The organism is Chryseobacterium cucumeris, from assembly GCF_016775705.1.
Classification (GTDB): domain Bacteria; phylum Bacteroidota; class Bacteroidia; order Flavobacteriales; family Weeksellaceae; genus Chryseobacterium; species Chryseobacterium cupriresistens.
The window spans coordinates 2,366,017-2,390,571 of record NZ_CP068760.1 but is presented as its reverse complement, the minus strand read 5'-3'; the positions used below and the strand labels follow the sequence as shown (position 1 = coordinate 2,390,571).

The window sequence follows — 24,555 nt, the reverse complement described above, 5'->3', positions numbered from 1 at the left end:
GAGCTGTTTCCATGGAAACAGCTCCTTTCGTTATAACTATGCTTAAAAAAATTGGATTAATCGTTGTTGGTGACTGATAGTTTCACCTCCATATTATTTCTGGTCGCATTAGAATAAGGACAGATCTGGTGTGCTTTTTCTGTCAAAGCCTGTGCTTCCTCAATAGAAACTCCAGGGATGTTCACATCCAGTTCTGCTGCTAGTCCGAAGCCTCCATTCTCAAGCTGGCCTATGCTGACTTGAGCGGTTACTGTAGTTTCTCCGGTTTTTACTTTAGAAAGACTGATCACTCTGTTCAGAGCGCTGTCGAAACACGCAGAATATCCCGCTGCAAAAAGCATTTCAGGATTGGCAAAATCATCATTGGCTCCTCCTAAAGCTTTCGGCATTCTTACATCAAGATCCAGCACTCCGTTTTCACTTTTCACATGTCCGTTTCTTCCTCCTTTTGCAGTGACCTGAGTGGTATATAATGTTTTCATTTATTTTCTATTTTGTTTAATATTTTTAAGACTGTTTCTTTAAGGTGCAGCAGCTCTTCCGGTTGTATTCCCAGTTTTTCCTGAATTTTTCCCGGAATTTCACAAGCCTTTTGCTGAAGCTGTTTTCCTGCTTCGTCTAAAAATACTTCAACCACTCTTTCGTCCTCTTTTTTTCTTTTTCGGATAATAAATCCTTTAGACTCCAGCCTTTTAAGAAGAGGGGTCAAAGTACCACTGTCCAGAAACAGTTTTTCTCCGATATGGGTTACCGTAAGTCCGTCACCGTCCCATAATATCATCATCACAAGATATTGCGGATAGGTAATGCCCAGTTCATCAAGAAAAGGACGGTAAAGCCCTGTAATCTCTTTGGCAATGACATACAATGGGAAACAAATCTGGTTTTCCAGTTTAGGTGTTTTCGGATTTTCCATAATTTTGGGGTACGAAAGATTCGATGAAGGTATTACTTTTTTATGATAAATTCATCCATTGGAATTCTGACTTTTTTCATAGTAGAAAGCCAGTCATTAGCTTCGTCACGGTATCCAAGATATAAAAGGCTTACACTTTTTAATCCCAGTTCTCTTAGTCCCAGTACTTCATCCACAACATCATTGCTGAATCCTTCCGCCGGAGTACTGTCGATTTTAAGTTCTGCAGCCTGTGCAAGCGCAATTCCTAAGGCAATATAAGTCTGGCGGGCAGTGTGGGCAAAATGCTCTTCAGGAGTCTGCGCACCGTATATTTCTTTAATTTTATCGGTATAGCTTCCAAAGCGGCCTCTTGGAAGATCCCTTACATCCGTATGATAATCGTAAACTTTGTCAATTTTTTCATTAGAATAACTGTCCCATGCTGCAAAGACCAAAACGTGAGAAGAATCTCTCATTACTTCAGGGTTTAATGCACCCGCCACCATTTTTTCTTTCAGTTCCTGGTTTTCCACTACAATAATTCTGAACGGTTGTAAGCCCGATGAAGTAGGAGCCAGTCTTGCTGATTCTAAAATCGTATTAAGGTCTTCCTGTGATACTTTTTTGGTCGGATCATAAGCTTTTACAGCATGTCTCCAGTTTAGATTTTCTATTAATGACATTTTTCTTTTTGTTTTAAATTAAACTACTTATTGATGATTAAATGTCAGTTTTGAACTGACTCAATTAACGATACAAATATATAACCAATTTAATTGTGCGCAATTTAATTTTGAATGATTTTATTGATAACAATCATTGATGAACTTTTTGCCTTTCCATTCAATTCCACAAGAACTGGATTTTTTCAAAGCCGTAGTATTCCAATCTTTGCCGTAGAATTTTAAACTTAAAACAATGCAGAGATTTAAAAACAAAACCGCTTTAATTACCGGAGGAACCAATGGGATGGGTTTGGCTACCGCTCAGAAATTCATTGAAGAAGGAGGATCTGTGATCATTACCGGAAGAAGTGAAGAAACGGTGAATAGTGCTTTAGAGAAACTTGGAGAAAAGGCTTTGGGAATTGTTTCCAATGCCGGAAATATGAAAGACCTTATGAAGCTGCAGCATGAAATCAGAAAATATACAGAACATATTGATCTGGTTTTTGCCAATGCAGGATACGGAAGATTTGCACCTGTGGAATATGTGGATGAAAATCAGTTTGACGAATTATTTAATATGCTGGTGAAAGGTCCGTTTTTTACGGTACAGCAGGTGTTGCCATTAATGAAAAACGGCAGCTCCGTTATTTTCAATACTTCCGTGGCAACGGATATTGCGATGCCTAATTTTTCGGTGTATTCTGCAGCCAAATCTGCAGTGCAGTCAATGATCAAAACTTTTGCTGTAGAACTTACAGAACGTGGAATCCGTGTGAATGGAGTAAGTCCCGGACATATCAAAACCAATATTTTTAATAATACTGGTTTAACCGGAGAGCAGATAGAAAGCGCTATTGGTGATATTATTCCGACAATTCCTTTTAAAAGACAGGGAGAGCCTTCAGAAATAGCCAGTGTAGTTCTGTTTCTGGCTTCAGAAGAAGCGTCCTATATCCATGGAGCGGAGATAAAAGTGGATGCCGGAATTTCTGTGATCAGATAATCCGGGTTATTTGACCTCTTTAATTTCTTTGATGATATTGGTTTTATTTTCAATACCAATATTATAGACCTTACTTTTTTTTAAGCTTTGGGTTGCTTTTTCCATCAGGCTCTTATATTCCGGTGACTTTTTAGAGAGATAAAAAACCTGCGCACTGATTCCAATAGCGACACGCACCACTTCATTGGGTTTGTCCGGATCTTCAGTAATATCGGAAATAGTGGCATTATTATACCAGGTTAAATTCTGCGGAGTGGAATTACCGGAACACGATGTAATCATAATAAAAAGTAATAGTAAACAGGACCAGGCTTTCATAATAAAAAGGATTAAGTAAAAAAGCTCCTGCAATATATCAAAATATCGGCAGGAGCTCTATATAAATTAGTTAGAATCCACAGCTCGCTACACTAGGTGCAGGGGAAGGAGAACATCCGGAAAGGGATGAGAATATGTTCAATACACAGTTGGTATTCACATAATTGTTATCATATAACAGAGATCCTGATGGACTTCTGTAGTATACGTTTCCTGCAGTATTGGCATAAGAAGATACTGAAGCAGACCCACAGCTTGTGTTGGTGCAAGCAACTCTCCATGCAGAATCGGTTACCGGTCCGCTGGAGAATAATGACGGATCAATGATTCTTTTCTCAACAATTCCTGATGCATTTTTGAAGCTTACCAAAATGGCTACGTGATATACCCATGAAACGCAGCATGTTCCGGTAGACGCTCTAAGGTTACCATACACGAATTGCTTTTCGCAATCATAGCCTGCATTCAAAAGGATCTGTCTCATTTTGTGGGCTCTTGCATAGCATCCATCCACCGGATATCTGAATGTGATACATGGTGAAGATGCCGTAGAAGTTCCACAAGCCTGGTTTTTGATCTGGGTAAAAAGACTGTTTAATGTAGCAAGATTAGGAATAACACTTACTGCCTTGTTACTTTCTCCTCTTTCTTCTTTGTTGAATACCGATTTGAAATAACGGATGTCATCAGCAGTTGCTTTTTCTACTTTTGCAATTTTATTGGTATTAGCTTTAAGGAAAACATGAACAGGAGTTTCGTTTTCAACAGCCTGTCTGATCATGGAGATATAACCTGCATTCTCTTTACTGTCCGCAATTTCATACGGCTGTGCAGTAACCATAAATGAGATTTTAAATTTTCCATCTTCTTTTTCAATCCCTACCGGAACAGTTTTGCCGAAATCTTTCATTGCAATTTCATTAGACTCCTTGGCTACAAGATTAGGATCCTGGTTGGCAGCTGAATCTGAGCAGGAATTCACTGACAGTACCGTCACGAATACCATCATGGATAACAGAAATTTTTTCATAGTTTTTATATTTTGTGGTTAGTTTTCAGTGAACTTTTTAATTATGATAGTTCACTTATTTGTGACATTAAAAGTAATAAAAATTAAAATATATGCAAGAATTTTTTTGAAAAAAATACATTATTTCGTTGTTTTATTGATTTTATAATATTGAAAACAACTAAAAAACCTTAGTTTTTTAATAGTAGAATTTTGAAACATAGAAAATTTTAAAATAGAATTTCGAGATCTGGATTCCTACGGAATGGACAAGGTGGATGGATAGTTTATTCCTGACATACAAATGTTCTTCAATAAGATAAGTCTATTTATACTTTGTCCATTCCGTAGGAATCTAAACTATGTAATACGGATCAAATCTAAAAAATGTCTCAATAATAGTAGAATTCTGAAAAGCAAGAAGAATTTTAAAATAGATTTTGAGGTATAGATCCTGCGGAATTACAAACGTTGTGGATAGTGTAAGCGAATAAAAATAACATTATCATAAAACTATAAACCCGGTTTCAATAGTTGAAACCGGGTTTGTTATATTGTAGTAAACTTGACTATTTATAAATCAATTTTGCCTGGAAAACGTCTGCAAAATGCTTTCTGATCTTTGCTTTCAGTTCTTCCATTTCTTCCGGAGTGAGTTCCCTTTCAAGCTCTCTTTTTAACGAAGTAACCTGCTTATCTTTGATCCCACACGGAATAATGTATTCAAAATAACGCATATCCGTATTCACATTTAGTGCAAAGCCGTGAAGAGTTACCCAACGGGAAGCTTTCACTCCCATGGCACACATTTTTCTGGCGTATGGTTTTCCCACATCCAGCCATACTCCGGTCTCTCCCGGCGAGCGTTCTCCTTTAATACCATATTCGGCAATGGTTCTGATGATCACTTCTTCCAGATTCCTCATATATAAATGAATATCAGTGAAAAAATTTTCAAGATCCAGAATAGGATAACCTACAACTTGTCCATAGCCATGATAGGTAATATCTCCACCGCGGTTTACTTTCACGAAGGTAGCCTCAATTTCTTTCAGCTTATCAATACCGGCAAGCATATTTTCTTCATGTCCGCTTTTTCCTAACGTGTACACGTGAGGATGCTCTACGAAAAGAAGGTGGTTGGGAGTTATACTATGCTGTTCTGCAGGAAGATCTCTGTTTTTTATTTTGGTATCAATGATGTTTTTCATCAGCTGTTCCTGATAATCCCAGGCAGGCTGATATTCTTTGACTCCTAAATCTTCAAATTCTACTGCTTTATTTTGATTTGTATTCATTTCAATTTTTGATATACAAATTTAGTGAATTTTACCCTTTTATGGAATGGATAAAATCTATAGCCCTTTTCTTCCAGTCTCTATCCTGAAGCAAAATATTCACAAAGGCTGTTCCAATGATACCGCCATCTGCTTTTTCCGTTACATTTTCGAAGTCATCTTTCGATTTAATTCCAAACCCAATCATCACCGGATTTTTAAGTGGAAGAGCAGCGAGCCTGGAAAGATAGTCCTCATTCTTTAAAACCGCATTTTCATTTCCGGTAGTGGAAGAAGAACTTACGGCATACAGAAATCCTGAACTTAATGAATCCAGATAGATCATCCTTTCATCTGAGGTTTCCGGAGTTACCAGAAAAGTGAAATTAAGATTATATTGTTTTAAGATATGCTGATAGTTTTTCTCAAACTCAATAGGAGGAAGATCAGGAAGGATCAGCCCTGAAACACCACTTTCCGAACATGCTGCACAGAATTTCTCAAATCCGAAACTTAGTACCGGATTGATATAACCCATCAGAATAATTGGGATTTTGATCCTGTCTTTGATTGCTTTTAGTTGTGACAATAGTTTTTCAATGGTCATTCCGTTTTGTAAAGCCAGTTCGTGAGCTTTCTGAATGACAGGGCCGTCTGCTACAGGATCAGAATAAGGCATTCCGATTTCGATCATATCAGCCCCGGAATCCTGAATCAGTTGTATAATATCAGCAGTATCTTCCAGTTGTGGAATTCCTGCTGTGAAATATATATTTAGTTTTTTCATTTTTTTATTATAGAGGTTAGAAATTAGAGGGTAGAAGTTAGAAGGTGAATACTTGTTATTAGGTAATACTTACTAATTTCCAGTATCTAACTTCTAATTTCTTTAAGATACGTTTCCATATCCTTATCTCCACGGCCGCTCAGGCAAATGACCACAACATCATTTTCATTAAATTTCTTCTTATCCAGAACAGCCAGTGCGTGAGAACTTTCCAGTGCAGGGATAATTCCTTCCAGTCTGGTGAGTTCAAAGGCACATTTCAAAGCTTCATCATCATTAATGCTAAAGAATTCAGCTCTTTTTTCTTTAAATAAATGCGCATGAAAAGGCCCGATTCCCGGATAATCCAGTCCGGCAGAAATAGAGTGGGGTTCAATAACCTGGCCGTCTGCTGTCTGCATCACAAGACTTTTGCTTCCGTGAAGGACACCAAGCGTTCCCAGGAAAGTAGTAGCAGCGGATTTTCCGGAATCCACTCCCAATCCTCCGGCTTCAGCAGCAATGATTTTCACCTCTTTTTCCTCTACGAAATGATAAAAGGTCCCTGCTGCATTACTTCCTCCACCTACACAGGCAATCACATAATCCGGATTTTCTCTTCCGATTTTCTCTTTCAGCTGTTCTTTGATTTCCTTTGAAATAATACTCTGGAATCGTGCTACAAGATCCGGAAAAGGATGAGGTCCCACTACACTTCCAATCACATAATGAGTCGTCACAGGATTGTTGATCCAGTCTCTTAATGCTTCATTTACTGCATCTTTCAGGGTTTTTGAACCTGAAGTGGCAGCCACTACTTCTGCTCCCAGCATTTTCATTCTCGCTACATTGGGAGCCTGTCTCTGGATATCAATTTCTCCCATATAGACGATGCATTCTAGACCAAGCAAAGCACATGCTGTAGCGGTAGCAACGCCATGCTGTCCGGCTCCGGTTTCCGCAATAATCCTGGTTTTTCCAAGACGTTTCGCTAATAAAACCTGGCCCAGAGCATTATTGATTTTGTGAGCTCCGGTATGGTTGAGATCTTCTCTTTTCAAATAGATCTGAGTCTTGTATTTCTGACTTAAATTTTTAGCAAAATAGAGTGGAGTGGCCCGCCCAACATAGTTTTTCAGCAAATCCTGATACTCGGCCTGAAAATCTTCAGACTCTATGATTTCAAGATAGTTTTTTTGCAGTTCTTCTACATTAGGATAGAGCATTTCGGGGATAAAAGCACCTCCAAACTCTCCATAATATCCGTTTTCATCGGGGTTTTTATAATTCATTTTTTATTCTTTAGTCATTAAATAAGCGTTGTTTTGTACACTCAGCTGGTTGAGCAGCTCTTTTCTTTTCTGCGAGGTATGAAAAATCAAAATATCATCATCTTCAGAATTTACCCACTCCGGGCCGATACTTTCTTTGATCATTTTGGCCTTGTCATGGAGGATTTCTATGTCACATTTTTCATAAAAGGAACGAAGATCAGCGTGGCAGAAACCAATTGTCTCAAGATTTCTCTGAGTAACATTTTCTTTGAAATGTTTCACCAAAGCGGTTCCATACCCTCTCTTTTTATGAGCAGAAACAAGCCCTACGGCTTCCGCAAAGGAATAACCGGTGTCTGCTATTTGTAAGGTGAAATCAAAATTCACTCTCATAATGGCCAATATGCTTTCATCCGTATCCATCAGAAAATGAAATTCTGAGTCTTTAAAAAAAGAGCGGAAGTAGGATGATTTCATGGTGTTCCATGCAGAAATATCCCAAAGTTCCAGGATGTGTTTTATTTCGGCTTCTGTTAAATCTTTCGTTTCTTTTACGTGATATTTCATGGGTTCAAACTATTAATAAATGTGAGATGGTAATCGTACTGCTGTTTGGTAATCAGCTTTTTATAATATAATAATTCTATTTTATGCATTAAGTCAATTAAGGTTGCTTTATCTATTTTCGACTGATACATGGTAATGGCAATTTCAAGGTTGTCAATCAGAAAATAAGGATCGAAATCCTCGTAAAGCAGAAAAATTTTAGAATAAATCAATCCCAGGTCATACTTTACACTGGATTTTACATGGTTTTCCAAAAATTTATCTGAAATAATAACCAGATAATAACTGTTCCATAAGCTGATTCTTTCAAAAAAATACTGGATATCACTTTCTTCAAAATCTTTAATAATACAAATGAAATCAGACAATAGTCCACCTGCTTCCCAATGTTCTGTATTGCTGTCGTTTTGTGCAACAAAATGGTATAGATTCTGGATTTTTTCATTCCCGAATTTAGGCGGAAATAATGTTTTATAAAATGTCTTCTTTAGCAAATGTATATTCATCCTTGTGTTTTTTATGTGTTATTTATTTTGTTGAAATTGGGTTTTAAATTTTTTTATCCTGTCAATATTTTTACTGCCGGGCTCTGTTTCAAACTTTGAATTGATATCCAAAGCGAAAGGCTGTTGCTTCAATGTTTTTACATCACAGATATTATCTTCAGAAATTCCGCCGCTTAGAAAGTAGGGCAGTGGAATCTCAAATTCATTCAGAATATTCCAGTCGAATTGTTGCCCTGTTCCGCCAAAGGCTTTGCTGTCTGTATCAAATAGGTAGTAGGTGACAGGTTGCGGGTTGCAGGTTGCTTGTTGCAGATCAAGAATTTGTGTTATTTTATTTTGATTTTCTGCTGTATTACTTCCTATTCTGATGACTTTAATAATACCAACTTCCGGATTCAGCTTTTGTCTTAATTCAGCAATAAAATCGTTACTTTCATCACCATGAAGCTGGACAAAATTCAAATCTGCATGCTGAACGATCTTTACAATGATATCGGCTTCTTCATTAACAAAAACGCCCACTTTTCCCTGGTGATCAATGGTTGAGAGTTCTTCCAGACTCAGATGATTCAAAACATACCTCGGTGATTTTTCATAGAAGATAAAACCGAGAAAATCTGTTTTCATAGCAATCAATTCCTGAATCTGATCCGGTTTTGTAAGACCGCAGACTTTGAGTTGAGGTGGCAGGTTTGAGGTTGTAGGTTGCAGGTTCATTGTTATTGTGTTTAAATTTGAGAAGCAAATTCTTCAAAAGCTTTGGCAGGATCTGTATTTTTCATGAAATATTCGCCCATCAGGAAACCGTCAAATCCTTTTTCTTTTAAAAACTGAAAATCTTCAAGGCTGTAAATACCACTTTCTGCAACAGATAAAACTTCTTTTGGAAGCTGGTTTTTTAGCTGAACGGAATGCTGAAGATCCACTTTAAAATCTTTAAGGTTTCTGTTATTAATTCCTACCAAATCAATTTCTGAATTGAAATGTTTCAGTTCATCTTCTGTATGAATTTCCAGTAAGACCTCCAATTTCAGTTGGTGAGCTAATTCGGTAAATTCCTGTACCTGAGCTGGTGAAAGACATGAAGCGATCAGTAATACTACATCAGCTCCAATACTTTTGGCTTCATAAAACTGATATTCATCAATCATAAAATCTTTTCGCAGAATCGGAATGGTAATCTCATTTCTTACATCCATAACATCATTTAAATTTCCTCCGAAAAAATCATGATCAGTCAGGATTGAAATTCCGCTGGCTCCAAAATTTTCGTAAGCAGAAACTACCTCCAAAGGCTGTACATTATTATTGATGATCCCTTTTGAAGGAGATTGTCTCTTAAACTCAGCGATAATTCCGCTTTTATTGTTGATGGATTCTTTCAGTGAATAGGTTGGTCTTCCAAAAAAAGAGGTGTCTTTTAACCGGTCAAGGGAAATGCGCGATTTTGCTGCAGCAACCTCCTCTTTTTTTCGTTCAATAATTTTATCCAGTATAGTCATTTTTTTGTGTCTGTAATATAGTCAATAGTGAATTTTGCTTTGCAAGTGAATGGTGAATCTTATTGGATCAAAAGATTAAAACTATTCAATGCTTTTCCGCTTTGCAGACTTTCATCAGCCATGAGAAGACAGTTATCGTAGGTCCCGAATTTATGGGTGTTGTAAAGTGCTGCTGAAGCGTTGGCAAGGATTACTGAGTTCTGCTGTTCTGTACCATTTCCTTCCAGAATATCCATGAATATTTTTGCCGTTTCCCGAATGGAGTTTCCTGCTTTAATATCTTCCAGCGTTACCGGATTGAAACCTAAATCTTCTGCAGAATAAATTTCTTCGCCGTTTTTGGTGATGATTTTGCTGTCGCCGGTAAGACTTATTTCATCATATCCGTCAAGGCCATGCACCAGAATAAATTCACGTTCTTCCTTTTGAAGAAGATACTGATAAATTCTTGCAATTTCCAGATTATAAACTCCAATCATTGAATATCTGGGCTTTGCCGGATTGACCAAAGGACCCAAAAGGTTAAAGAAGGTTCTTAATCCCAGCGATTTTCTTAATAACCCGACAGATTGCAGCGCAGGATGAAAATAAGGAGCGTGCAAAAAGCAGATGTTAGCCCTTTCAAGATCTTCATTCAATTGCTCTGAGCTGTTTTTAAACTGATATCCCAGTTCTTCCAGTACATTGGAAGAGCCTGTAGTGGTAGAAGCTCCGTAATTTCCATGTTTTATTACCTTCTGTCCGGCTCCGGCTACTACAAAACTGGCCAGAGTGGATATATTGATGGTATCTTTTCCGTCACCTCCTGTTCCTACAATATCAATCGCATCGCTGGCATCGATGTTTACAGGAACAGCCATTTGTAACAATGCTTCTCTGAAACCTTCCAGCTCTTTCAATGTGATATTCCGCATCAGGAAAACACTGATAAAAGCAGTCACTTCCGCAGCGTTGAATTTATTCTGTGCAATCTCAATCATGGTAGCCTTCGCTTCTGATTTTGAAAGCGTATTATGGTTGAACAGGTATTGAAGTATTTCTTTCATTTGTGGTATTTTTATGGTTGTTGAAGGACTTTCTAAGGTTTTCATGACAACAGAAAGTTTTTAATGATTACTTCTCCTTCCGGCGTTAAAATGCTTTCAGGGTGAAACTGTACTCCGTGTACATCATAGGTTTTGTGCTGCAAAGCCATGATCATTCCGTCTTTATCTACGGCTGTGATTTCCAGTTCTTCCGGGAAATCTTCAGTATTGACTGCCCAGCTGTGGTATCTTCCCACTTCCAATCCTGAATGTAAATCCTTAAATAATTTGGTGTCTTCTTTCACCAGGTCGGTAGTGGTAGCCACTCCGTGAAAGATTTCAGACAGGTTGATCAGACTTCCTCCGAAAGCTTCAGCTATGGCCTGCTGTCCGAGACATACTCCAAGGATACTTTTTGAAGGAGCGTATTCTTTAATAAGGTCTAATAAAATACCTGCTTCTTCAGGAATTCCGGGACCGGGAGAAAGGATGATTTTGTCGTATTTTCCAATCTCTTCAAGGGTAATTTCATCGTTTCTTACCACATCTACTCTTTGGTTCAGAATTCTTTCAATAATCTGAACAAGGTTATAGGTAAAGCTGTCGTAATTGTCGAAAACGAGAACTTTAAGTGGCGTCTGCTGAGTGTTTATATTGCTGTTCATTGCTTTTTTTGTTAGATAGTTGCTGGTTTTTTTTTGTTGCTAGCTGGTGGGTTTATTTTTCAACTATTTTTTCTGCTTTTTCTACTGCTTTTTTCAGTGCATTCAGTTTGTTGTTGACTTCCTGTAATTCACTTTCAGGGACAGATTTTGCTACAAGACCGGCACCAGCCTGGTAAAATAAGGTATTGTTTTTACTTAAGAAGGTTCTGATCATAATGGCCTGGTTGCAGGTTCCGTTCAGTCCGATGATTCCTATACAGCCGCCATAATAGCCGCGGGAATCTTTTTCATATTGATTGATCAGCTGAAGCGCTTTATGCTTGGGTGCACCGCTTAATGTTCCCTGAGGGAAAGTAGCGGAAACCATTTCCAGAGGATTGATGTCATCAGCAACATCTGCAGTCACCTCACTTACCATATGAATAACGTGAGAGAAAAGCTGGATTTCTTTAAGCTTAGTAACCGTTACATTTTTCCCAAGCTTTCCAAGATCATTTCTAGCGAGATCTACCAGCATGGTATGTTCTGCATTTTCTTTGGGATCGGCTTTCAGGACTTCAATAGCTTCAAGGTCAGCTTCAAAATTTCCTGTTCTTTTGGATGTTCCCGCAATCGGGTGAATAATGGCTTTATTGTTTTTGATGATTAACTGGCTTTCAGGACTTGATCCGAATAATTTGTAATTTCCGTAATCAAAATAGAATAAGTAAGGAGAAGGATTGATATTTCTCAAAGCACGATACACGTTGAACTCATCACCTTTGAATTTCTGCTCAAATCTTCTGCTCAGAACCAGCTGGAAGACATCTCCGCGCATACAGTGTTTCTGGGCTGTCTTTACCAGTTCAATATACTCTTCATCTGTAATATTAGATGTTTCTTCGCTTGTTTTCTCGAATGGGTAAACCGGAGTATTCTGATTTTTAATAAGATTTTCCAACAGATGGAATTCAGATTTTACGCCATCAATACAGTTTTCAATAATATACATTTCATCATTAAAATGATTGATAGCAATTACATATTGGTACAATCTATACCTTAAAACAGGAATCTCTACTTCCTTGCTTTGTGCTTTAAGGCTGATGTTTTCAAAAAACTGTACCGCTTCAAAACTTGTGTAGCCAAAAAGGCTCTGAGCCGTCTGCTCAATAGGATCACCGGTTTCTTCACATTTAAAAATCTGACGGAACTCTTCAAATACATCTGTAATATTCCGCTCCATAATAAATTGCTTTACGGGAGCAGAAGAAGGAAGTTTGATTTCATATTCGTTAAGATTTTTCACCTCAATTCCGGCAATGGCATTCACGGCGATGAAGGAAAAGTTATTATCAATACTTTTTGAATCTGAACTTTCCAGAAGAATCGTATCACGGAATTTATCCCTGATCTTAAGGTAAATATTCATGGGAGTATGAAGGTCTCCCAGTGTTTTTTTCGAAACGGTTTTTATCGTAATTGTTTTGGTCAACATTTTATTGTTTTTTGTGAGATTAAGGAATAAAAAAAGGCTTTAACGGTATCCGTCAAAGCCTATATATTGTTTTTTGATTATTTCTGCTGTAATTAACAACATGACAATACCTTCAGACCCGACGAAGAGTTTGAAAGCCACCACCAAATATTGTTGTTCATTTTAAACATAGGACAAATGTAGAAATTTTTTTTATACAAAGACGAAAAAATTTCTGAAAATAAAAAAACTTAACATTGAAACCTCTTATTTAAGCTGTTTGAGTTCTTGTTTCAATACTTTGATTTTTTCTCTGTAAGTTTCATCATCATAGTCTTTTACATAATCTTCCAATGCAGCAATATATTCTTCAATGAATTGTTTATTTGTTCTGTCTGCTTCATATTTGATTCTTGCAGAATTCACAGGAACCATTTTTTCATTTTGTAATACAATTTTTCCTTCCCTGGATTGATCATAAAGGATGACCATGTTTTTTTCATATCCTGGAATGTATTTTACAGGAATATCCTTATCACCCGGAATTCTGATTGAATTTCTGATAGGATAAATGGCTGCAGTAGTAGTGGAGAAAAAGGTAGTGGTATATTTTCCGTCCTGTTTCTTTACAATGGCTTCATAATCGTGGATGTACATGTCATTCAGAGTAGAATTGGTTTCTACATCAGAGGTGATAATAGCTGTGCTTTCTACTCCGTATTTGTTTAAAAACCATGCATTTAGAAACTGTCCTCCAAAACCATTCAATATAGCAAGTGGAATGATCGGAATCAAAAACCATGCTTTTTTGGTCAGATAGGAGAGCAATCCAAAGAATGCAAACAACAGAACCACAGTATAAAAACCATGATGGCTGGTGAAAAACAGAATTTTTGAAATTAAAATCATGGATTAAAGATAACTATAATAATCTTTTATTTAAACGCTGAGATCGCAAAGATGTTATTAAATGACTGTTAAAATGATCACAAGGGCGTTTAACTTAGCAAAAGAGCTGTTATTAGCTGAATGAAGTGCCTTTGCGAACAAAAAAATAAATTTTTATCATCATTACTTTGCGAACCTGGCGTTTGAACTATTTATTGTACTGGCTCAGATAAAGGAATATCCGGAGTTCCGCTGTAGAAAACAATCAGCGTTGCTCCGAGGTCTCCGGTTTTACCTCTGTGGCCGGTATTAACCATTTCAGGAAGTACCTGACCTTTTCTTATCCATTGCGTTTTTCCATCCTCTTTTCTTTCAATCTGAATTTCACCTTTTTCTACATAAGCAGCATTAATCACAGGATGTTTATGCCAGCTCAGTGCCGAGTTGGGAGGTACAGCAATTTTAAGGACTGAAATTTCCGGCTGAGTTGCGGGGTAAGCAGGATACGTAGTTCCGTCCCAGGATTTTGTCGTTTTTAAAAGCGTCACCGATTCAATTTTATCAGAATATTCTGATTGTGGTTCATTGGATGAATTATCACATGAAAAAAGGAAAGAAGAGAGTATAGCAAAGCAAGCTGTACCCAATACATGTTTTCTGGTCATACATTTTTAAATTAATACGTTGATTTTTGGCTCGGATCATCCGATATACAAAAATACTAACCTGATTTAAAATTCTCCCATGTTTGAATTATTTTTTTATCAGTTGTTAAGATCCTGATCTCAAAAATATTTCCTAAAGAAAACATTTGTCATAAGTTTAAAAGTTTATTTTTTATATTTTTGCTTCCAAATTAGAAAAAAATGAAAAAAGTATTAGCAATCGCATTTATCGGAGGTTTATTATTAGCAAGCTGCAAAAAAAAGCCAGATCACTCTTTACAGGATAGCAACACAATGCTTGAGGAACCGGAAGCAACTACTGTGGTAGATTCTACTGCTAAAACTGCTGCTCCAGCTGCTGCAACTGCACCTGAAGCTGCTAAAACAGATTCTACAGCGAAGAAATAATGAAAAAAATACTTTTGGCAGGAACACTGGGGCTTATGATCATTTCCTGTTCTAAAAAAGAAAATACAGCAGAAGTGGCATCTTCTTCTGAAACTACAGCTGTTTCAGAACCTGCTCAATCTAATCTTTCCGGTGATCAGATCATGGAAACATTGGACTGCTCAGGCTGCCATTCTGTGAATGAGAGAATGATAGGACCTTCTTATCAGGAAATTGCAGGAAAGTACTCTGAAAAGGATACTGAACTGCTGGCTTCCAAAATTATAGAAGGCGGAAGTGGAGTATGGGGAAATGTCCCTATGGCTGCCCATCCTCAGGTATCTAAAGAAGATGCCAAAAAAATGGTGGAATATATTTTAAGTCAGAAGAAATAAAATATGTCTGCTGAAAAATCCAGTCTGCACACAAGAAATCTGCATCGTAATTCCTACGATTTTGATCAGCTTATTTCTTGTGTGCCGGAACTGAAACACTATGTTTTTACAAATGCCTATCAGACAGTAACCATTAATTTCAGCATTCCTCAAGCAGTTAAACTGCTCAATAAAGCCTTACTCTTACATTTCTACAACATTAAAGGCTGGGATATTCCCGATACCAATCTTTGTCCACCGATCCCGGGAAGAGCAGACTATGTACATTATATTGCCGATCTATTAGGTGAACCACTTAACAAAATTCCCACAGGAAATTCTGTAAAAGGATTAGACATAGGAACAGGCGCGAATCTCGTGTATCCTTTAATCAGCTGCAAATCTTATGGCTGGACCATTCTGGGAACGGATATCAACCAGGATTCTTTGAAAAATGCTCAACACATTCTGGATCAAAATGAAGATCTTTCCTCTGTTATTCAGTTAAAAAGCCAGCCTGATGCTGATCATATCTTTACCAATATCATTGGTCCGGAAGACAGATTTACTTTCACCATGTGCAATCCTCCTTTTCATGATTCTGAAGAATCTGCCATGAAAGGGAATATCAGAAAAACAAAAAATCTTAGTAAATCAAAGAAAACGAAACCTCTTCTTAACTTCAGCGGACAGCAGTCTGAACTTTGGTGTGAAGGTGGTGAACTTGCTTTTATTACTAAAATGATCAATGAAAGCACATTGTTTTCATCACAGGTTCTTTGGTTCACGTGTCTGGTTTCGAAAAAAGACAATCTCAATAAACTCAACAATCTTTTAAAGAAAGTAAATGCTGTAGAGGTGAGAACTATTGATATGGCTCAGGGACAAAAAGTAAGCAGAATGCTGGCGTGGACGTTTATTCCCCGAAAAGACAGAAAAAGCTGGTTGATTTAAAATTCAAAGTTCAAAGTTTAATGTTATAGCACAATCATTCAAATCTTTGATCTCTAAACACGTATCCCGAACCCCAATACCCCGCATCTTTACCACTTTTTAAAATTTCTTAAAAAAGCCATTGACGGTCATGTCAAAAATGCCTAAATTTGTACGCTTTTAGAAAAATAAGAAATGCAATTATCAGAACAAGAAATCATTAGAAGAGAAAAGCTGAATAAGCTTACTGAAATGGGGATTAATGCGTTCCCTGCGGATGAGTATATAATTACAGATACTACAGAATCTATAAAACAGGATTTTTCTGAAAGTAAACAGGTGAAGATCGCTGGTAGATTGATGTCCCGCAGAATTCAAGGAAAGGCTTCTTTTGCAGAATTGCAGGATTCTAAAGGAAAAATCCAAGTTTACTTCAACAGAGACGAGATCTGTCCGGGTGAAGATAAAGAACTATATAATGAAGTATACAAGCACCTTCTGGATATCGGTGATATTATCGGTATTGAAGGAGAATTGTTTACCACTCAGGTAGGAGAAAAGACGGTTTTAGTGAAAAACTTTACGCTTCTTACAAAGGCTTTACGCCCGCTGCCTCAGGCTAAAACTGATGAAAACGGAGTAGTACACGATGGTTTTACAGATCCTGAATTAAGATACAGACAGCGTTACGTAGATTTAACGGTAAACCCACAGGTAAAAGAAATTTTCGTGAAGAGAACAAAATTGTTCAATGCCATGAGAACATTCTTTAATGATGCAGGATATTTTGAAGTGGAAACACCAATCCTACAGTCAATTCCTGGTGGAGCAGCAGCTAAACCGTTTATCACGCACCACAATGCGCTGGATATTCCATTATATTTAAGAATTGCCAACGAATTATATCTGAAAAGACTGATCGTAGGTGGTTTTGACGGAGTATATGAGTTCTCTAAAAACTTCAGAAATGAAGGAATGGACAGAACCCACAACCCTGAGTTTACCGCTATGGAAATCTATGTAGCGTACAAAGATTATAACTGGATGATGGATTTCACTGAGAAATTACTGGAATTCTGTGCTATCCAGGTAAACGGAACTACAAAAGCTACCTTTGGGGAACATGAAGTAGATTTCAAAGCTCCTTACCCAAGAGTTTCCATGACAGAAGCGATCCTGAAATTTACAGGTTTCGATATCACCGGAAAAACTGAGAAGGAATTATATGATTTCGCGAAATCTATCGGTATCGAAGTAAATGAGACGATGGGTAAAGGAAAATTAATCGATGAAATCTTCGGTGAGAAATGTGAAGGAAACTTCATCCAGCCGACTTTCATTACGGATTATCCGATCGAAATGTCTCCACTGACAAAGAAACATAGAAGCAAAGAAGGCTTAACAGAGCGTTTTGAATTAATGGTATGCGGTAAAGAAATCGCTAATGCATATTCAGAGCTTAATGATCCTATCGATCAGAGAGAGCGTTTTGAAGCACAGATGGCGTTATCTGAAAGAGGAGATGATGAAGCAATGTTCATCGATCAGGACTTCTTAAGAGCGCTGGAGTATGGTATGCCACCAACTTCAGGATTAGGAATCGGTATGGATAGATTAATTATGTTCTTAACGAATAATGCCTCAATCCAGGAAGTATTATTCTTCCCTCAGATGAGACCTGAAAAAGCAGTCCCACAAATTGAATTAGGAGAGGATGAAAAAGTAATCCTTGAAATCCTTAATTCCCAGGAAGAGCCGATGGCTTTGGCAGAAGTAAAAGAAAGAAGCCAGTTATCCGGTAAAAAATGGGATAAAGCTTCCAAGACTTTGACAAAAAACAATATTGTGAAAGTAGAGAAAATTGACGAAAATCTTTTGATGAAACTGGCTTAAGATTTCTCAGAAATGACTAGTCCTGAAAAACTGATACAGATTATAGTACAAAAATAAATAATTAAACCAGAGTAATTTTACTATTGCTTTGGTTTTTGTTTTTATAGGTTTTCATTTTAATTTGTGATTGGTTATGCATTTGGTTTGGAGTTAGATAATGATTTGAAAAATGTGGTCGTAAATCATTGTAGATTTCGATAGATTCATTTACTATCTTTTTCCTTAAATTATTGTTTATATCATGTTTATCAATATCAAACTCATGCTTTAAAATACCATTCACTCTCTCTGCTATTGCATTTTCATAAGGATCGGAGTTTTGTGTCATACTACATTTTAATTGATGTTTCTGTAAAAGTTTTTGATACTCATTCGAGCAGTATTGTAAACCACGATCGGAATGATGGATTAAAGATTCTCTCATCCCTTTATGCTTCTTGAGAGCTCTTTTTAAAGCTATAATACTACTCTGTGTATTCAAATTGTCTGCAACAAAGTGTCCCATTATTTTCTTAGAATATGCATCAGTTATTAAACTTAAATAGCTTGGATTTTTTCGGTTTCCTATATAAGTAATATCTGCAACCCATACTTGGTTGGGCTTTGTTATCTGGTAGTCCAGGAGCAGGTTCTTATGCTTTCTAAAACGATGATGAGAGTTGGTCGTAATGTGATAGCTTTTGCGAGGCTCAATCAATAAATGATTAGCTTTTAAGATGGCAAAGAATTTATCTCTCCCTACCTTAATGGAGCTTAAGGATCTCTGTAAAATAAAATATAATTTCCGGCCTCCTAACCGGGGCATCTTAACACGAAGATTCTCTACCAGCTTTACTACCTCTGAAGCTTTATCTTTACAAACTTTCGTACGCTTTATACTTCTATAATAGATTTGTCTATTTAACCCTAACAATCCGCAAGTAAAAATCAAAGTTTCTTTTTCTTTACTGCGGAAGTAATCGATTGTTCGGGTGGTGAGTTTTTTCGAATATCAATGTGATATTCTTTCTCAGCCAGATCAATCATCATATCAAAAAATATGGACTTTTTATCTGCAATATAAGCCTGCTTTTCTAAGAATGCCTTTTGCTTTTCAAGAAGCCTTACCTGGGCTTCTAATTCCATTATACGTTGTTCAGGTGTTTTTTCCATCGCGTAAGGTCTTTGGTTTTCCCAATCAAAGTTACCATATTTTCTCAGCCAATTTAAAATAGTTCCATGAGATTGAATACCATATTTCTTACGACAATTATTAATAGTGGATGCTCCTGATTCAACTTCTTTCACGATTTGAAGTTTTAAACTTAAACTGTAATCCTTCTGTGTACGTTTAATGTACGTGGATGTTAATGTTTCTGCCATAACGATTCTTTTTTGTGTATCGCTATTTCAGGACGAGACAAAAACATAAATAAAAAAAGGTACAGTGCTATGCTGTACCTTTTTATTTTTTCCATTTCCTAAGCTGTGTCCTGAAGTTTTTAAAGGGAGCTACGGTATTGATATGGATCCATTTCCAAACCGGCCACTGGGCGGGTGTTGTTGCCCATTTTCTTTTGCCAGGAATAAATAGTATATCATCATCAAGGCTTTCTATCCAGTTGATAATTTCATCCACCTGATTTCGAAGCAGTTCTCTTTGTTCTTGTAAAGTATGAGAACCATATTGATTATAAAAAGACTGGTACAATCCTCCCAGGTTATTCCATTTGTATTCAGGAGTGGGAGTTTTTACTTCAATTCCTTTGCTTTCATCAGATTCCCACTGTAAAAGCAGGTGAGTCCAACCCAATTGATAGGAAATATTTTGTGATGGAGTTTTATCAACTCCCGGCTGCCGAAGATCTTTTTCCTCTTCTTTTATATCATTAAATTCCTGATCATAGAGCAGATATCTTTTCTTTAGCTCTTCAATGAGTTCTGTTTTATCTTTATAACCCTGCATACTTACTATTTTCTCAACTTACTGAAAGAAGCCATCAGATAAAATAAGAAAGGAAGAATAAACAATGAGCCCAGCATCAATGCCCATCCCAATGCGGCGATAGTTTTTTCAGGAGCCATATGTTCCAGTAATGAAAGATGCTGTCCGTTTCCTAATAAAATAATATCCGGATTATGCTGATACGTTGCCGCTACTAAAATCATCACCATCTGGAATCCTGCCAAAGCACGTACAGGAAGCAGCTTCTGACGGTTCATCGCTCTTAGAATAAGCAACAAGGCAATGGTGGCAAAAGCAATCGCCATAATCCCCAAAGGCTTTGAAAATACCCACATCAAAAGGGGAATATCTGAAATATAAGCAGTTACGAATACCAATATTCCTGTGACCACAACAAAGATCATGGTCTGCTTGGATTTTCTGATCATTAACAAAAGATCGGCCTTATCACGTGTTTCTCTTAATGAAAATATAGAAGCAAGATAAGCACAAAGGGCTACAGTAAATAAGCCCACAGAAACCCCAAACCAGTTCAGCCAGCTGAACACATACAAATCCAGAAAACCTACAGCATCAGGATTGATAGAATGTGAAACCGTAGCAGCAGCGATTAATCCTAAAAAGAAAGGTGTTAAAAGGCTCGCATAGTAGAAAATATGGGTATATAAAACCTGCCAGTTATCCTTTACAGCATCATAATGTCTGAAGGTAAAGGCTGTTCCCCTCGCAATAATTCCCAAAAGCATCAGTACTAAAGGAATGTGAAGATAAGTAGACATAGTGGTATAAATCTCCGGAAAACCAACAAAAAGGATAACGATGGCAATAATCAGCCACATGTGATTGGCTTCCCAAACAGGAGCAATAGATTCATACATAATCTCATGGGTTTTATGACGGGCTTTTTTATTGGTGAACATTTCTACAATACCTGCTCCAAAGTCAGCTCCGCCCAGAATAATATAAAGACAGATGGATAGCCAGAGAAAACCTATTACAATGTAAATCATGATTTTTTGTTTTTATCGTTAAACTGAACATCGGTAGGATCGTAAAGCATCGGTACCATTTGAATCTGTCTCTTTAAAAGGAAAACAAGGATTAATGATAATGATACGAAAATAGCCGTAAAGAAATAGAATGAATACTGTATTCCCGGCATAGGAGTTACCGCATCTGCTGTCCTCATAATCCCATAAATAATCCAGGGCTGTCTTCCTACTTCTGTTACCGTCCATCCCGCTTCCAGAGCAATATATCCAAAAGGTGTTGCGATTAAAAAGGTTTTTAATAACCAGTTTTTATTCAGCCATTCTTTTTTGAAGAAGAAGGCATATAAATAGACAGCTCCGATAACAATCATGATCACTCCGAAGAAAATCATGATTTGAAAAGCATAATGAACCACAGCAATCGGAGGCCATTCATCTCTAGGGAAATCCTTAAGACCTTTTACTTCAGAATTAAAGTCATTACTTACCAGAAAACTCAACACTTTTGGAATTTTCACTACATATTTCACTTCTTCTTTTTCCTCATCAGGAATTCCTCCAATCACAAATGAAGCCCCTTTTTCCGTTTCAAAATGAGCTTCCATAGCTGCCAGTTTGATAGGCTGTCTTTCTGCTACCGACTTTGCAGCAACATCACCGCTTAGAGGTGCTCCGAATGCTCCGATCAAGGCAAAACCTACGGCAATTCTAAAAGCTTTGGTATGGAATTCAATATTTCTTTTTCGCATAATCATAAAAGCATGAACTCCTGCAACTGCAAATCCTGTTGCACAAAAAGCAGCAACTGTCATATGAAGAGCCTGAGGAAACCATGCATCATTGAACATCGCTTTGATAGGATCTATATTAAGATACTGTCCGTTAATATAATCAAAACCGGTGGGAGAATTCATCCATGAGTTGGCTGCTACCACCAGAATTCCGGAAGCCAGCCCGCTTACTCCTACAAGAAAACCACAGAACCAGTGAAACCATTTATTGAATCTTTCCCATCCGTATAAAAAGAAACCAATGGCAATCGCTTCGATGAAAAAGGCTGTTCCTTCCAGAGAAAAAGGCATCCCGAAAATCGGACCTGCATGTTTCATAAACCCGGGCCATAAAAGGCCAAGTTCAAAAGAAAGCATTGTTCCTGAAACGGCTCCCGTTGCAAAAAGGATAGCCACCCCTTTACTCCATGCTTTTGTAAGTCCTTTATATACCTCGTTATTGGTTTTCAGATATTTCCAATGGGCAAAAGCCATCAGAAAAGGCATCACCATACCCACACAGGAGAATATGATATGAAAGCCCAGAGAGAGTGCCATCTGAGCGCGTGCTGCGATAAAATCATCCATAATTTCAACTTTTCAGATAATAAATTTAAGCATAAATTATTGATGTTGAATATGATTTACAACAGTTGCTATCTCATCAATACATTTTAATTTTGTTTCTTTTACCGGCTCACTAATCCTTATGTTTTTCTAAAGAAAACTCCACATTTTTTTGACACTTTTTAACTTTCATACCTCGAAAAAAATCACGATATTTGTGAGTCTTTGCATATAGCAGGATTTTTAATTTTTAATATGAGTCAAAAACAATATACAGCTAGTAGTATTCAGGCATTGGAAGGAATGGAACACGTTCGTATGCGTCCTTCAATGTACATTGGTGATGTAGGAGTCAGAGGACTTCACCACTTGGTTTATGAAGTAGTAGATAACTCTATTGACGAGGCATTGGCAGGGTACTGCGACACGATCTTCGTTAGCATCAAGGAAGGAAACGGAATTGAAGTAAGTGATAACGGTAGAGGTATCCCGGTTGATTTCCACGAAAAAGAGCAGAAATCTGCCCTTGAAGTGGTAATGACAAAAATTGGAGCCGGAGGTAAGTTTGACAAAGACTCTTATAAGGTTTCAGGAGGTCTTCACGGGGTTGGGGTTTCGTGTGTGAATGCTCTTTCCAACGAGATGATCACTACGGTTTACAGAGACGGAAACGTTTACCAGCAGATTTATTCAAGAGGAAAAGCCCAGACAGGTGTTGAGGAGATTGGTCACAGCGAAAAAAGAGGAACCAAGCAGTTTTTCCAGCCGGATGATAGTATATTTACAGAGTTAATTTATAATTACGATACATTAGCAAGCCGTTTAAGAGAACTTTCTTACCTTAACAAAGGAATTACCATTACATTAACTGATGAAAGAGAGAAATTAGAAGACGGATCTTTCCGTTCGGAAGTTTTCCATTCAGAAGGTGGGTTAAAAGAATTCGTTGCTTACATTGATGGTAACCGTGAGTCTATCATGGAACATGTAATCTTCATGGAAGGAGAAAGAGATGATATTCCTGTAGAAGTAGCAATGCGTTACAATACTTCTTTCAACGAAAATCTTCACTCTTACGTAAACAACATCAACACTCATGAAGGAGGAACTCACCTTGCAGGTTTCAGACGTGCTTTGACGAGAACCCTTAAAAAATATGCTGATGATCTGGGTATTCCACAGAAAGAGAAAGTAGAAGTTACAGGTGATGATTTCCGTGAGGGATTAACAGCTGTAGTTTCTGTAAAAGTAATGGAACCTCAGTTTGAAGGACAGACTAAAACAAAATTAGGAAACTCTGAAGTTTCCGGAGCTGTAGATAAAATTGTAGGGGAAATGCTTACCAACTTCCTGGAAGAAAATCCTAATGAAGCTAAGCTGATTGTTCAGAAAGTTGTTTTAGCTGCAAAAGCAAGACAGGCTGCAAAAAAAGCCCGTGAAATGGTTCAGAGAAAATCTCCGATGGGAGGTTCCGGTCTTCCAGGGAAATTATCAGACTGTTCATCAAAAGATCCGGCAGAATCTGAAATCTTCCTTGTAGAGGGAGATTCCGCAGGGGGTACGGCTAAACAGGGAAGAGACAGACACTTCCAGGCTATCCTTCCGTTAAGAGGTAAAATTCTGAACGTAGAGAAATCTATGCTTCACAAAGTATATGATAACGAAGAGATCAGAAATATCTATACTGCTCTTGGGGTTTCTGTAGGTACTGAGGAAGACAGCAAAGCATTGAACCTGGCAAAATTAAGATACCACAAGATCGTTATCATGACCGATGCCGATATTGACGGATCTCACATTTCAACACTGATTCTTACTTTCTTCTTCAGATATATGAAGGAACTTATTGAGAATGGTTATATCTATATCGCTCAACCGCCTTTATACCTTTTAAAGAAAGGAAATAAAAAAGTGTATGCTTATAACGAAAAAGAGCGTGAGGAATTTACTTTAGAAATGTCTCCGGACGGAAAAGGAGTAGAGGTACAACGTTACAAAGGTCTTGGAGAGATGAACCCTGAACAGTTGTGGGAAACTACATTGAATCCTGAACACAGAATTCTGAAGCAGGTAACCATTGATAATGCAGTGGAAGCAGACAGTATTTTCTCAATGCTGATGGGAGATGAAGTTCCGCCAAGAAGAGAATTTATCGAGAAAAATGCGAAATATGCAAAAATTGATGCATAAACCTTTTTAAAAATATA

At 37.4% G+C, this 24,555-nt stretch carries 28 protein-coding genes; 6 read left to right on the top strand and 22 right to left on the bottom strand.

All coding sequences use genetic code 11. The annotated features are described in order from the left end of the window. Window positions 1-56: 56 nt before the first annotated feature. From JNG87_RS10820 to JNG87_RS10810, 3 genes are read right to left on the bottom strand one after another with little or no spacing between them, the layout of a single operon-like run. Window positions 57-482, bottom strand: coding sequence for an organic hydroperoxide resistance protein (locus JNG87_RS10820; protein WP_202844105.1), 426 nt, complete (start codon window positions 480-482; stop codon window positions 57-59). Then, window positions 479-916 carry a MarR family winged helix-turn-helix transcriptional regulator gene (locus tag JNG87_RS10815; RefSeq protein WP_202844104.1) on the bottom strand — a complete coding sequence of 146 codons (438 nt, stop codon included), beginning with the start codon at window positions 914-916 and terminating at the stop codon, window positions 479-481. The genes JNG87_RS10820 and JNG87_RS10815 overlap by 4 nt, the downstream gene beginning before the upstream one ends. 32 nt (window positions 917-948) lie before the next feature. After that, the gene (locus JNG87_RS10810) at window positions 949-1,581 is read right to left on the bottom strand and encodes an NAD(P)H-dependent oxidoreductase (RefSeq protein WP_202844103.1); all 633 of its coding nucleotides are present in this window, start codon (window positions 1,579-1,581) and stop codon (window positions 949-951) included. 235 nt (window positions 1,582-1,816) lie between these two features. On the opposite strand from JNG87_RS10810, the gene JNG87_RS10805 reads away from it, so the two are divergent. Beyond that, on the top strand, window positions 1,817-2,569 hold the full coding sequence (locus JNG87_RS10805) for an SDR family oxidoreductase (protein WP_202844102.1): 753 nt from the start codon (window positions 1,817-1,819) through the stop codon (window positions 2,567-2,569). 6 nt (window positions 2,570-2,575) lie between these two features. Here the strand turns inward: JNG87_RS10805 and JNG87_RS10800 are convergent, their stop codons facing one another. From JNG87_RS10800 to JNG87_RS10735, 14 genes are all read right to left on the bottom strand, one after another. Then, window positions 2,576-2,851, bottom strand: coding sequence for a hypothetical protein (locus JNG87_RS10800; RefSeq protein WP_202844101.1), 276 nt, complete (start codon window positions 2,849-2,851; stop codon window positions 2,576-2,578). Between the two features lie 106 nt (window positions 2,852-2,957). Further along, window positions 2,958-3,917 (bottom strand): protein-glutamine glutaminase, encoded by a 960-nt coding sequence (locus JNG87_RS10795; RefSeq protein WP_202844099.1) that lies wholly within the window; start codon window positions 3,915-3,917, stop codon window positions 2,958-2,960. Between the two features lie 548 nt (window positions 3,918-4,465). After that, window positions 4,466-5,194, bottom strand: coding sequence for a lipoyl(octanoyl) transferase LipB (lipB, locus tag JNG87_RS10790; RefSeq protein WP_120230515.1), 729 nt, complete (start codon window positions 5,192-5,194; stop codon window positions 4,466-4,468). Between the two features lie 31 nt (window positions 5,195-5,225). Beyond that, window positions 5,226-5,984 carry a tryptophan synthase subunit alpha gene (trpA, locus tag JNG87_RS10785; protein ID WP_262896836.1) on the bottom strand — a complete coding sequence of 253 codons (759 nt, stop codon included), beginning with the start codon at window positions 5,982-5,984 and terminating at the stop codon, window positions 5,226-5,228. Window positions 5,985-6,046: 62 nt separating this feature from the next. After that, window positions 6,047-7,231, bottom strand: a complete 1,185-nt coding sequence (trpB, locus tag JNG87_RS10780; RefSeq protein ID WP_202844096.1) for a tryptophan synthase subunit beta — start codon at window positions 7,229-7,231, stop codon at window positions 6,047-6,049. Window positions 7,232-7,234: 3 nt separating this feature from the next. Continuing rightward, entirely contained in the window at window positions 7,235-7,780 is a 546-nt protein-coding gene (locus JNG87_RS10775; RefSeq protein WP_202844094.1) for a GNAT family N-acetyltransferase, read from the bottom strand. Beyond that, entirely contained in the window at window positions 7,777-8,286 is a 510-nt protein-coding gene (locus JNG87_RS10770) for a hypothetical protein (protein WP_202844086.1), read from the bottom strand. Before JNG87_RS10770 ends, JNG87_RS10775 begins: the two co-directional genes overlap by 4 nt. Window positions 8,287-8,304: 18 nt before the next feature. Then, window positions 8,305-9,003, bottom strand: a complete 699-nt coding sequence (locus JNG87_RS10765; protein ID WP_202844084.1) for a phosphoribosylanthranilate isomerase — start codon at window positions 9,001-9,003, stop codon at window positions 8,305-8,307. A gap of 11 nt (window positions 9,004-9,014) precedes the next feature. After that, window positions 9,015-9,788 carry an indole-3-glycerol phosphate synthase TrpC gene (gene trpC, locus JNG87_RS10760; protein ID WP_202844082.1) on the bottom strand — a complete coding sequence of 258 codons (774 nt, stop codon included), beginning with the start codon at window positions 9,786-9,788 and terminating at the stop codon, window positions 9,015-9,017. 59 nt (window positions 9,789-9,847) lie between these two features. Beyond that, on the bottom strand, window positions 9,848-10,834 hold the full coding sequence (gene trpD / locus JNG87_RS10755; protein WP_202844080.1) for an anthranilate phosphoribosyltransferase: 987 nt from the start codon (window positions 10,832-10,834) through the stop codon (window positions 9,848-9,850). A 41-nt stretch (window positions 10,835-10,875) separates the two neighbouring features. Next, entirely contained in the window at window positions 10,876-11,478 is a 603-nt protein-coding gene (locus JNG87_RS10750; RefSeq protein ID WP_202844078.1) for an anthranilate synthase component II, read from the bottom strand. A gap of 52 nt (window positions 11,479-11,530) precedes the next feature. Continuing rightward, window positions 11,531-12,955 (bottom strand): anthranilate synthase component I family protein, encoded by a 1,425-nt coding sequence (locus JNG87_RS10745; RefSeq protein ID WP_202844077.1) that lies wholly within the window; start codon window positions 12,953-12,955, stop codon window positions 11,531-11,533. 246 nt (window positions 12,956-13,201) lie between these two features. After that, window positions 13,202-13,843: a hypothetical protein gene (locus JNG87_RS10740; protein ID WP_202844076.1), complete on the bottom strand. Its 642-nt coding sequence runs from the start codon at window positions 13,841-13,843 to the stop codon at window positions 13,202-13,204. A gap of 191 nt (window positions 13,844-14,034) precedes the next feature. Next, a complete protein-coding gene (locus JNG87_RS10735; RefSeq protein ID WP_202844075.1) occupies window positions 14,035-14,487 on the bottom strand; it encodes a cupin domain-containing protein in 453 nt (150 codons plus the stop codon). Between the two features lie 201 nt (window positions 14,488-14,688). Between JNG87_RS10735 and JNG87_RS10730 the strand changes: the two genes are divergently transcribed. The 4 genes from JNG87_RS10730 to lysS all read left to right on the top strand — a co-directional run bounded on the left by JNG87_RS10730 (window position 14,689) and on the right by lysS (window position 18,074). Next, window positions 14,689-14,895, top strand: coding sequence for a hypothetical protein (locus JNG87_RS10730; RefSeq protein WP_202844074.1), 207 nt, complete (start codon window positions 14,689-14,691; stop codon window positions 14,893-14,895). After that, window positions 14,895-15,269, top strand: coding sequence for a c-type cytochrome (locus tag JNG87_RS10725; RefSeq protein WP_202844073.1), 375 nt, complete (start codon window positions 14,895-14,897; stop codon window positions 15,267-15,269). The genes JNG87_RS10730 and JNG87_RS10725 overlap by 1 nt, the downstream gene beginning before the upstream one ends. Before the next feature lie 3 nt (window positions 15,270-15,272). Continuing rightward, the gene (rlmF, locus tag JNG87_RS10720) at window positions 15,273-16,202 is read left to right on the top strand and encodes a 23S rRNA (adenine(1618)-N(6))-methyltransferase RlmF (protein WP_202844071.1); all 930 of its coding nucleotides are present in this window, start codon (window positions 15,273-15,275) and stop codon (window positions 16,200-16,202) included. Between the two features lie 174 nt (window positions 16,203-16,376). Beyond that, a complete protein-coding gene (lysS, locus tag JNG87_RS10715; RefSeq protein ID WP_202844068.1) occupies window positions 16,377-18,074 on the top strand; it encodes a lysine--tRNA ligase in 1,698 nt (565 codons plus the stop codon). Window positions 18,075-18,135: 61 nt separating this feature from the next. Here lysS and JNG87_RS10710 read toward each other — a convergent pair whose 3' ends face one another. The 5 genes from JNG87_RS10710 to JNG87_RS10690 form a co-directional block, all read right to left on the bottom strand. After that, on the bottom strand, window positions 18,136-19,005 hold the full coding sequence (locus JNG87_RS10710) for an IS3 family transposase (protein ID WP_202844066.1): 870 nt from the start codon (window positions 19,003-19,005) through the stop codon (window positions 18,136-18,138). Next, on the bottom strand, window positions 19,002-19,436 hold the full coding sequence (locus JNG87_RS10705; protein ID WP_202844064.1) for a transposase: 435 nt from the start codon (window positions 19,434-19,436) through the stop codon (window positions 19,002-19,004). Before JNG87_RS10705 ends, JNG87_RS10710 begins: the two co-directional genes overlap by 4 nt. An 82-nt stretch (window positions 19,437-19,518) precedes the next feature. After that, window positions 19,519-20,019 carry a ClbS/DfsB family four-helix bundle protein gene (locus JNG87_RS10700; protein WP_202844057.1) on the bottom strand — a complete coding sequence of 167 codons (501 nt, stop codon included), beginning with the start codon at window positions 20,017-20,019 and terminating at the stop codon, window positions 19,519-19,521. A gap of 5 nt (window positions 20,020-20,024) precedes the next feature. Beyond that, window positions 20,025-21,029: a cytochrome d ubiquinol oxidase subunit II gene (locus JNG87_RS10695; protein WP_202844055.1), complete on the bottom strand. Its 1,005-nt coding sequence runs from the start codon at window positions 21,027-21,029 to the stop codon at window positions 20,025-20,027. Further along, window positions 21,026-22,369, bottom strand: coding sequence for a cytochrome ubiquinol oxidase subunit I (locus tag JNG87_RS10690; RefSeq protein WP_202844053.1), 1,344 nt, complete (start codon window positions 22,367-22,369; stop codon window positions 21,026-21,028). The genes JNG87_RS10695 and JNG87_RS10690 overlap by 4 nt, the downstream gene beginning before the upstream one ends. A 234-nt stretch (window positions 22,370-22,603) precedes the next feature. On the opposite strand from JNG87_RS10690, the gene gyrB reads away from it, so the two are divergent. After that, on the top strand, window positions 22,604-24,538 hold the full coding sequence (gene gyrB / locus JNG87_RS10685; protein WP_202844051.1) for a DNA topoisomerase (ATP-hydrolyzing) subunit B: 1,935 nt from the start codon (window positions 22,604-22,606) through the stop codon (window positions 24,536-24,538). Window positions 24,539-24,555 lie beyond the last annotated feature (17 nt).

What these genes read in the sequence shown, in the direction of transcription:
- lysS (WP_202844068.1), top strand. Translation starts at nt 16,377, where the DNA reads ATGCAATTATCAGAACAAGAAATCATTAGAAGAGAAAAGCTGAATAAG.
- JNG87_RS10725 (WP_202844073.1), top strand. Translation starts at nt 14,895, where the DNA reads ATGAAAAAAATACTTTTGGCAGGAACACTGGGGCTTATGATCATTTCC.
- JNG87_RS10805 (WP_202844102.1), top strand. Translation starts at nt 1,817, where the DNA reads ATGCAGAGATTTAAAAACAAAACCGCTTTAATTACCGGAGGAACCAAT.
- trpC (WP_202844082.1), bottom strand. Translation starts at nt 9,788, where the DNA reads ATGACTATACTGGATAAAATTATTGAACGAAAAAAAGAGGAGGTTGCT.
- JNG87_RS10745 (WP_202844077.1), bottom strand. Translation starts at nt 12,955, where the DNA reads ATGTTGACCAAAACAATTACGATAAAAACCGTTTCGAAAAAAACACTG.
- JNG87_RS10815 (WP_202844104.1), bottom strand. Translation starts at nt 916, where the DNA reads ATGGAAAATCCGAAAACACCTAAACTGGAAAACCAGATTTGTTTCCCA.
- JNG87_RS10810 (WP_202844103.1), bottom strand. Translation starts at nt 1,581, where the DNA reads ATGTCATTAATAGAAAATCTAAACTGGAGACATGCTGTAAAAGCTTAT.
- JNG87_RS10775 (WP_202844094.1), bottom strand. Translation starts at nt 7,780, where the DNA reads ATGAAATATCACGTAAAAGAAACGAAAGATTTAACAGAAGCCGAAATA.
- JNG87_RS10735 (WP_202844075.1), bottom strand. Translation starts at nt 14,487, where the DNA reads ATGACCAGAAAACATGTATTGGGTACAGCTTGCTTTGCTATACTCTCT.
- JNG87_RS10800 (WP_202844101.1), bottom strand. Translation starts at nt 2,851, where the DNA reads ATGATTACATCGTGTTCCGGTAATTCCACTCCGCAGAATTTAACCTGG.
- JNG87_RS10740 (WP_202844076.1), bottom strand. Translation starts at nt 13,843, where the DNA reads ATGATTTTAATTTCAAAAATTCTGTTTTTCACCAGCCATCATGGTTTT.
- JNG87_RS10705 (WP_202844064.1), bottom strand. Translation starts at nt 19,436, where the DNA reads ATGGCAGAAACATTAACATCCACGTACATTAAACGTACACAGAAGGAT.
- trpD (WP_202844080.1), bottom strand. Translation starts at nt 10,834, where the DNA reads ATGAAAGAAATACTTCAATACCTGTTCAACCATAATACGCTTTCAAAA.
- trpB (WP_202844096.1), bottom strand. Translation starts at nt 7,231, where the DNA reads ATGAATTATAAAAACCCCGATGAAAACGGATATTATGGAGAGTTTGGA.
- JNG87_RS10820 (WP_202844105.1), bottom strand. Translation starts at nt 482, where the DNA reads ATGAAAACATTATATACCACTCAGGTCACTGCAAAAGGAGGAAGAAAC.
- JNG87_RS10795 (WP_202844099.1), bottom strand. Translation starts at nt 3,917, where the DNA reads ATGAAAAAATTTCTGTTATCCATGATGGTATTCGTGACGGTACTGTCA.
- JNG87_RS10750 (WP_202844078.1), bottom strand. Translation starts at nt 11,478, where the DNA reads ATGAACAGCAATATAAACACTCAGCAGACGCCACTTAAAGTTCTCGTT.
- JNG87_RS10695 (WP_202844055.1), bottom strand. Translation starts at nt 21,029, where the DNA reads ATGATTTACATTGTAATAGGTTTTCTCTGGCTATCCATCTGTCTTTAT.
- JNG87_RS10690 (WP_202844053.1), bottom strand. Translation starts at nt 22,369, where the DNA reads ATGGATGATTTTATCGCAGCACGCGCTCAGATGGCACTCTCTCTGGGC.
- lipB (WP_120230515.1), bottom strand. Translation starts at nt 5,194, where the DNA reads ATGAATACAAATCAAAATAAAGCAGTAGAATTTGAAGATTTAGGAGTC.
- JNG87_RS10770 (WP_202844086.1), bottom strand. Translation starts at nt 8,286, where the DNA reads ATGAATATACATTTGCTAAAGAAGACATTTTATAAAACATTATTTCCG.
- gyrB (WP_202844051.1), top strand. Translation starts at nt 22,604, where the DNA reads ATGAGTCAAAAACAATATACAGCTAGTAGTATTCAGGCATTGGAAGGA.
- rlmF (WP_202844071.1), top strand. Translation starts at nt 15,273, where the DNA reads ATGTCTGCTGAAAAATCCAGTCTGCACACAAGAAATCTGCATCGTAAT.
- JNG87_RS10765 (WP_202844084.1), bottom strand. Translation starts at nt 9,003, where the DNA reads ATGAACCTGCAACCTACAACCTCAAACCTGCCACCTCAACTCAAAGTC.
- JNG87_RS10730 (WP_202844074.1), top strand. Translation starts at nt 14,689, where the DNA reads ATGAAAAAAGTATTAGCAATCGCATTTATCGGAGGTTTATTATTAGCA.
- JNG87_RS10700 (WP_202844057.1), bottom strand. Translation starts at nt 20,019, where the DNA reads ATGCAGGGTTATAAAGATAAAACAGAACTCATTGAAGAGCTAAAGAAA.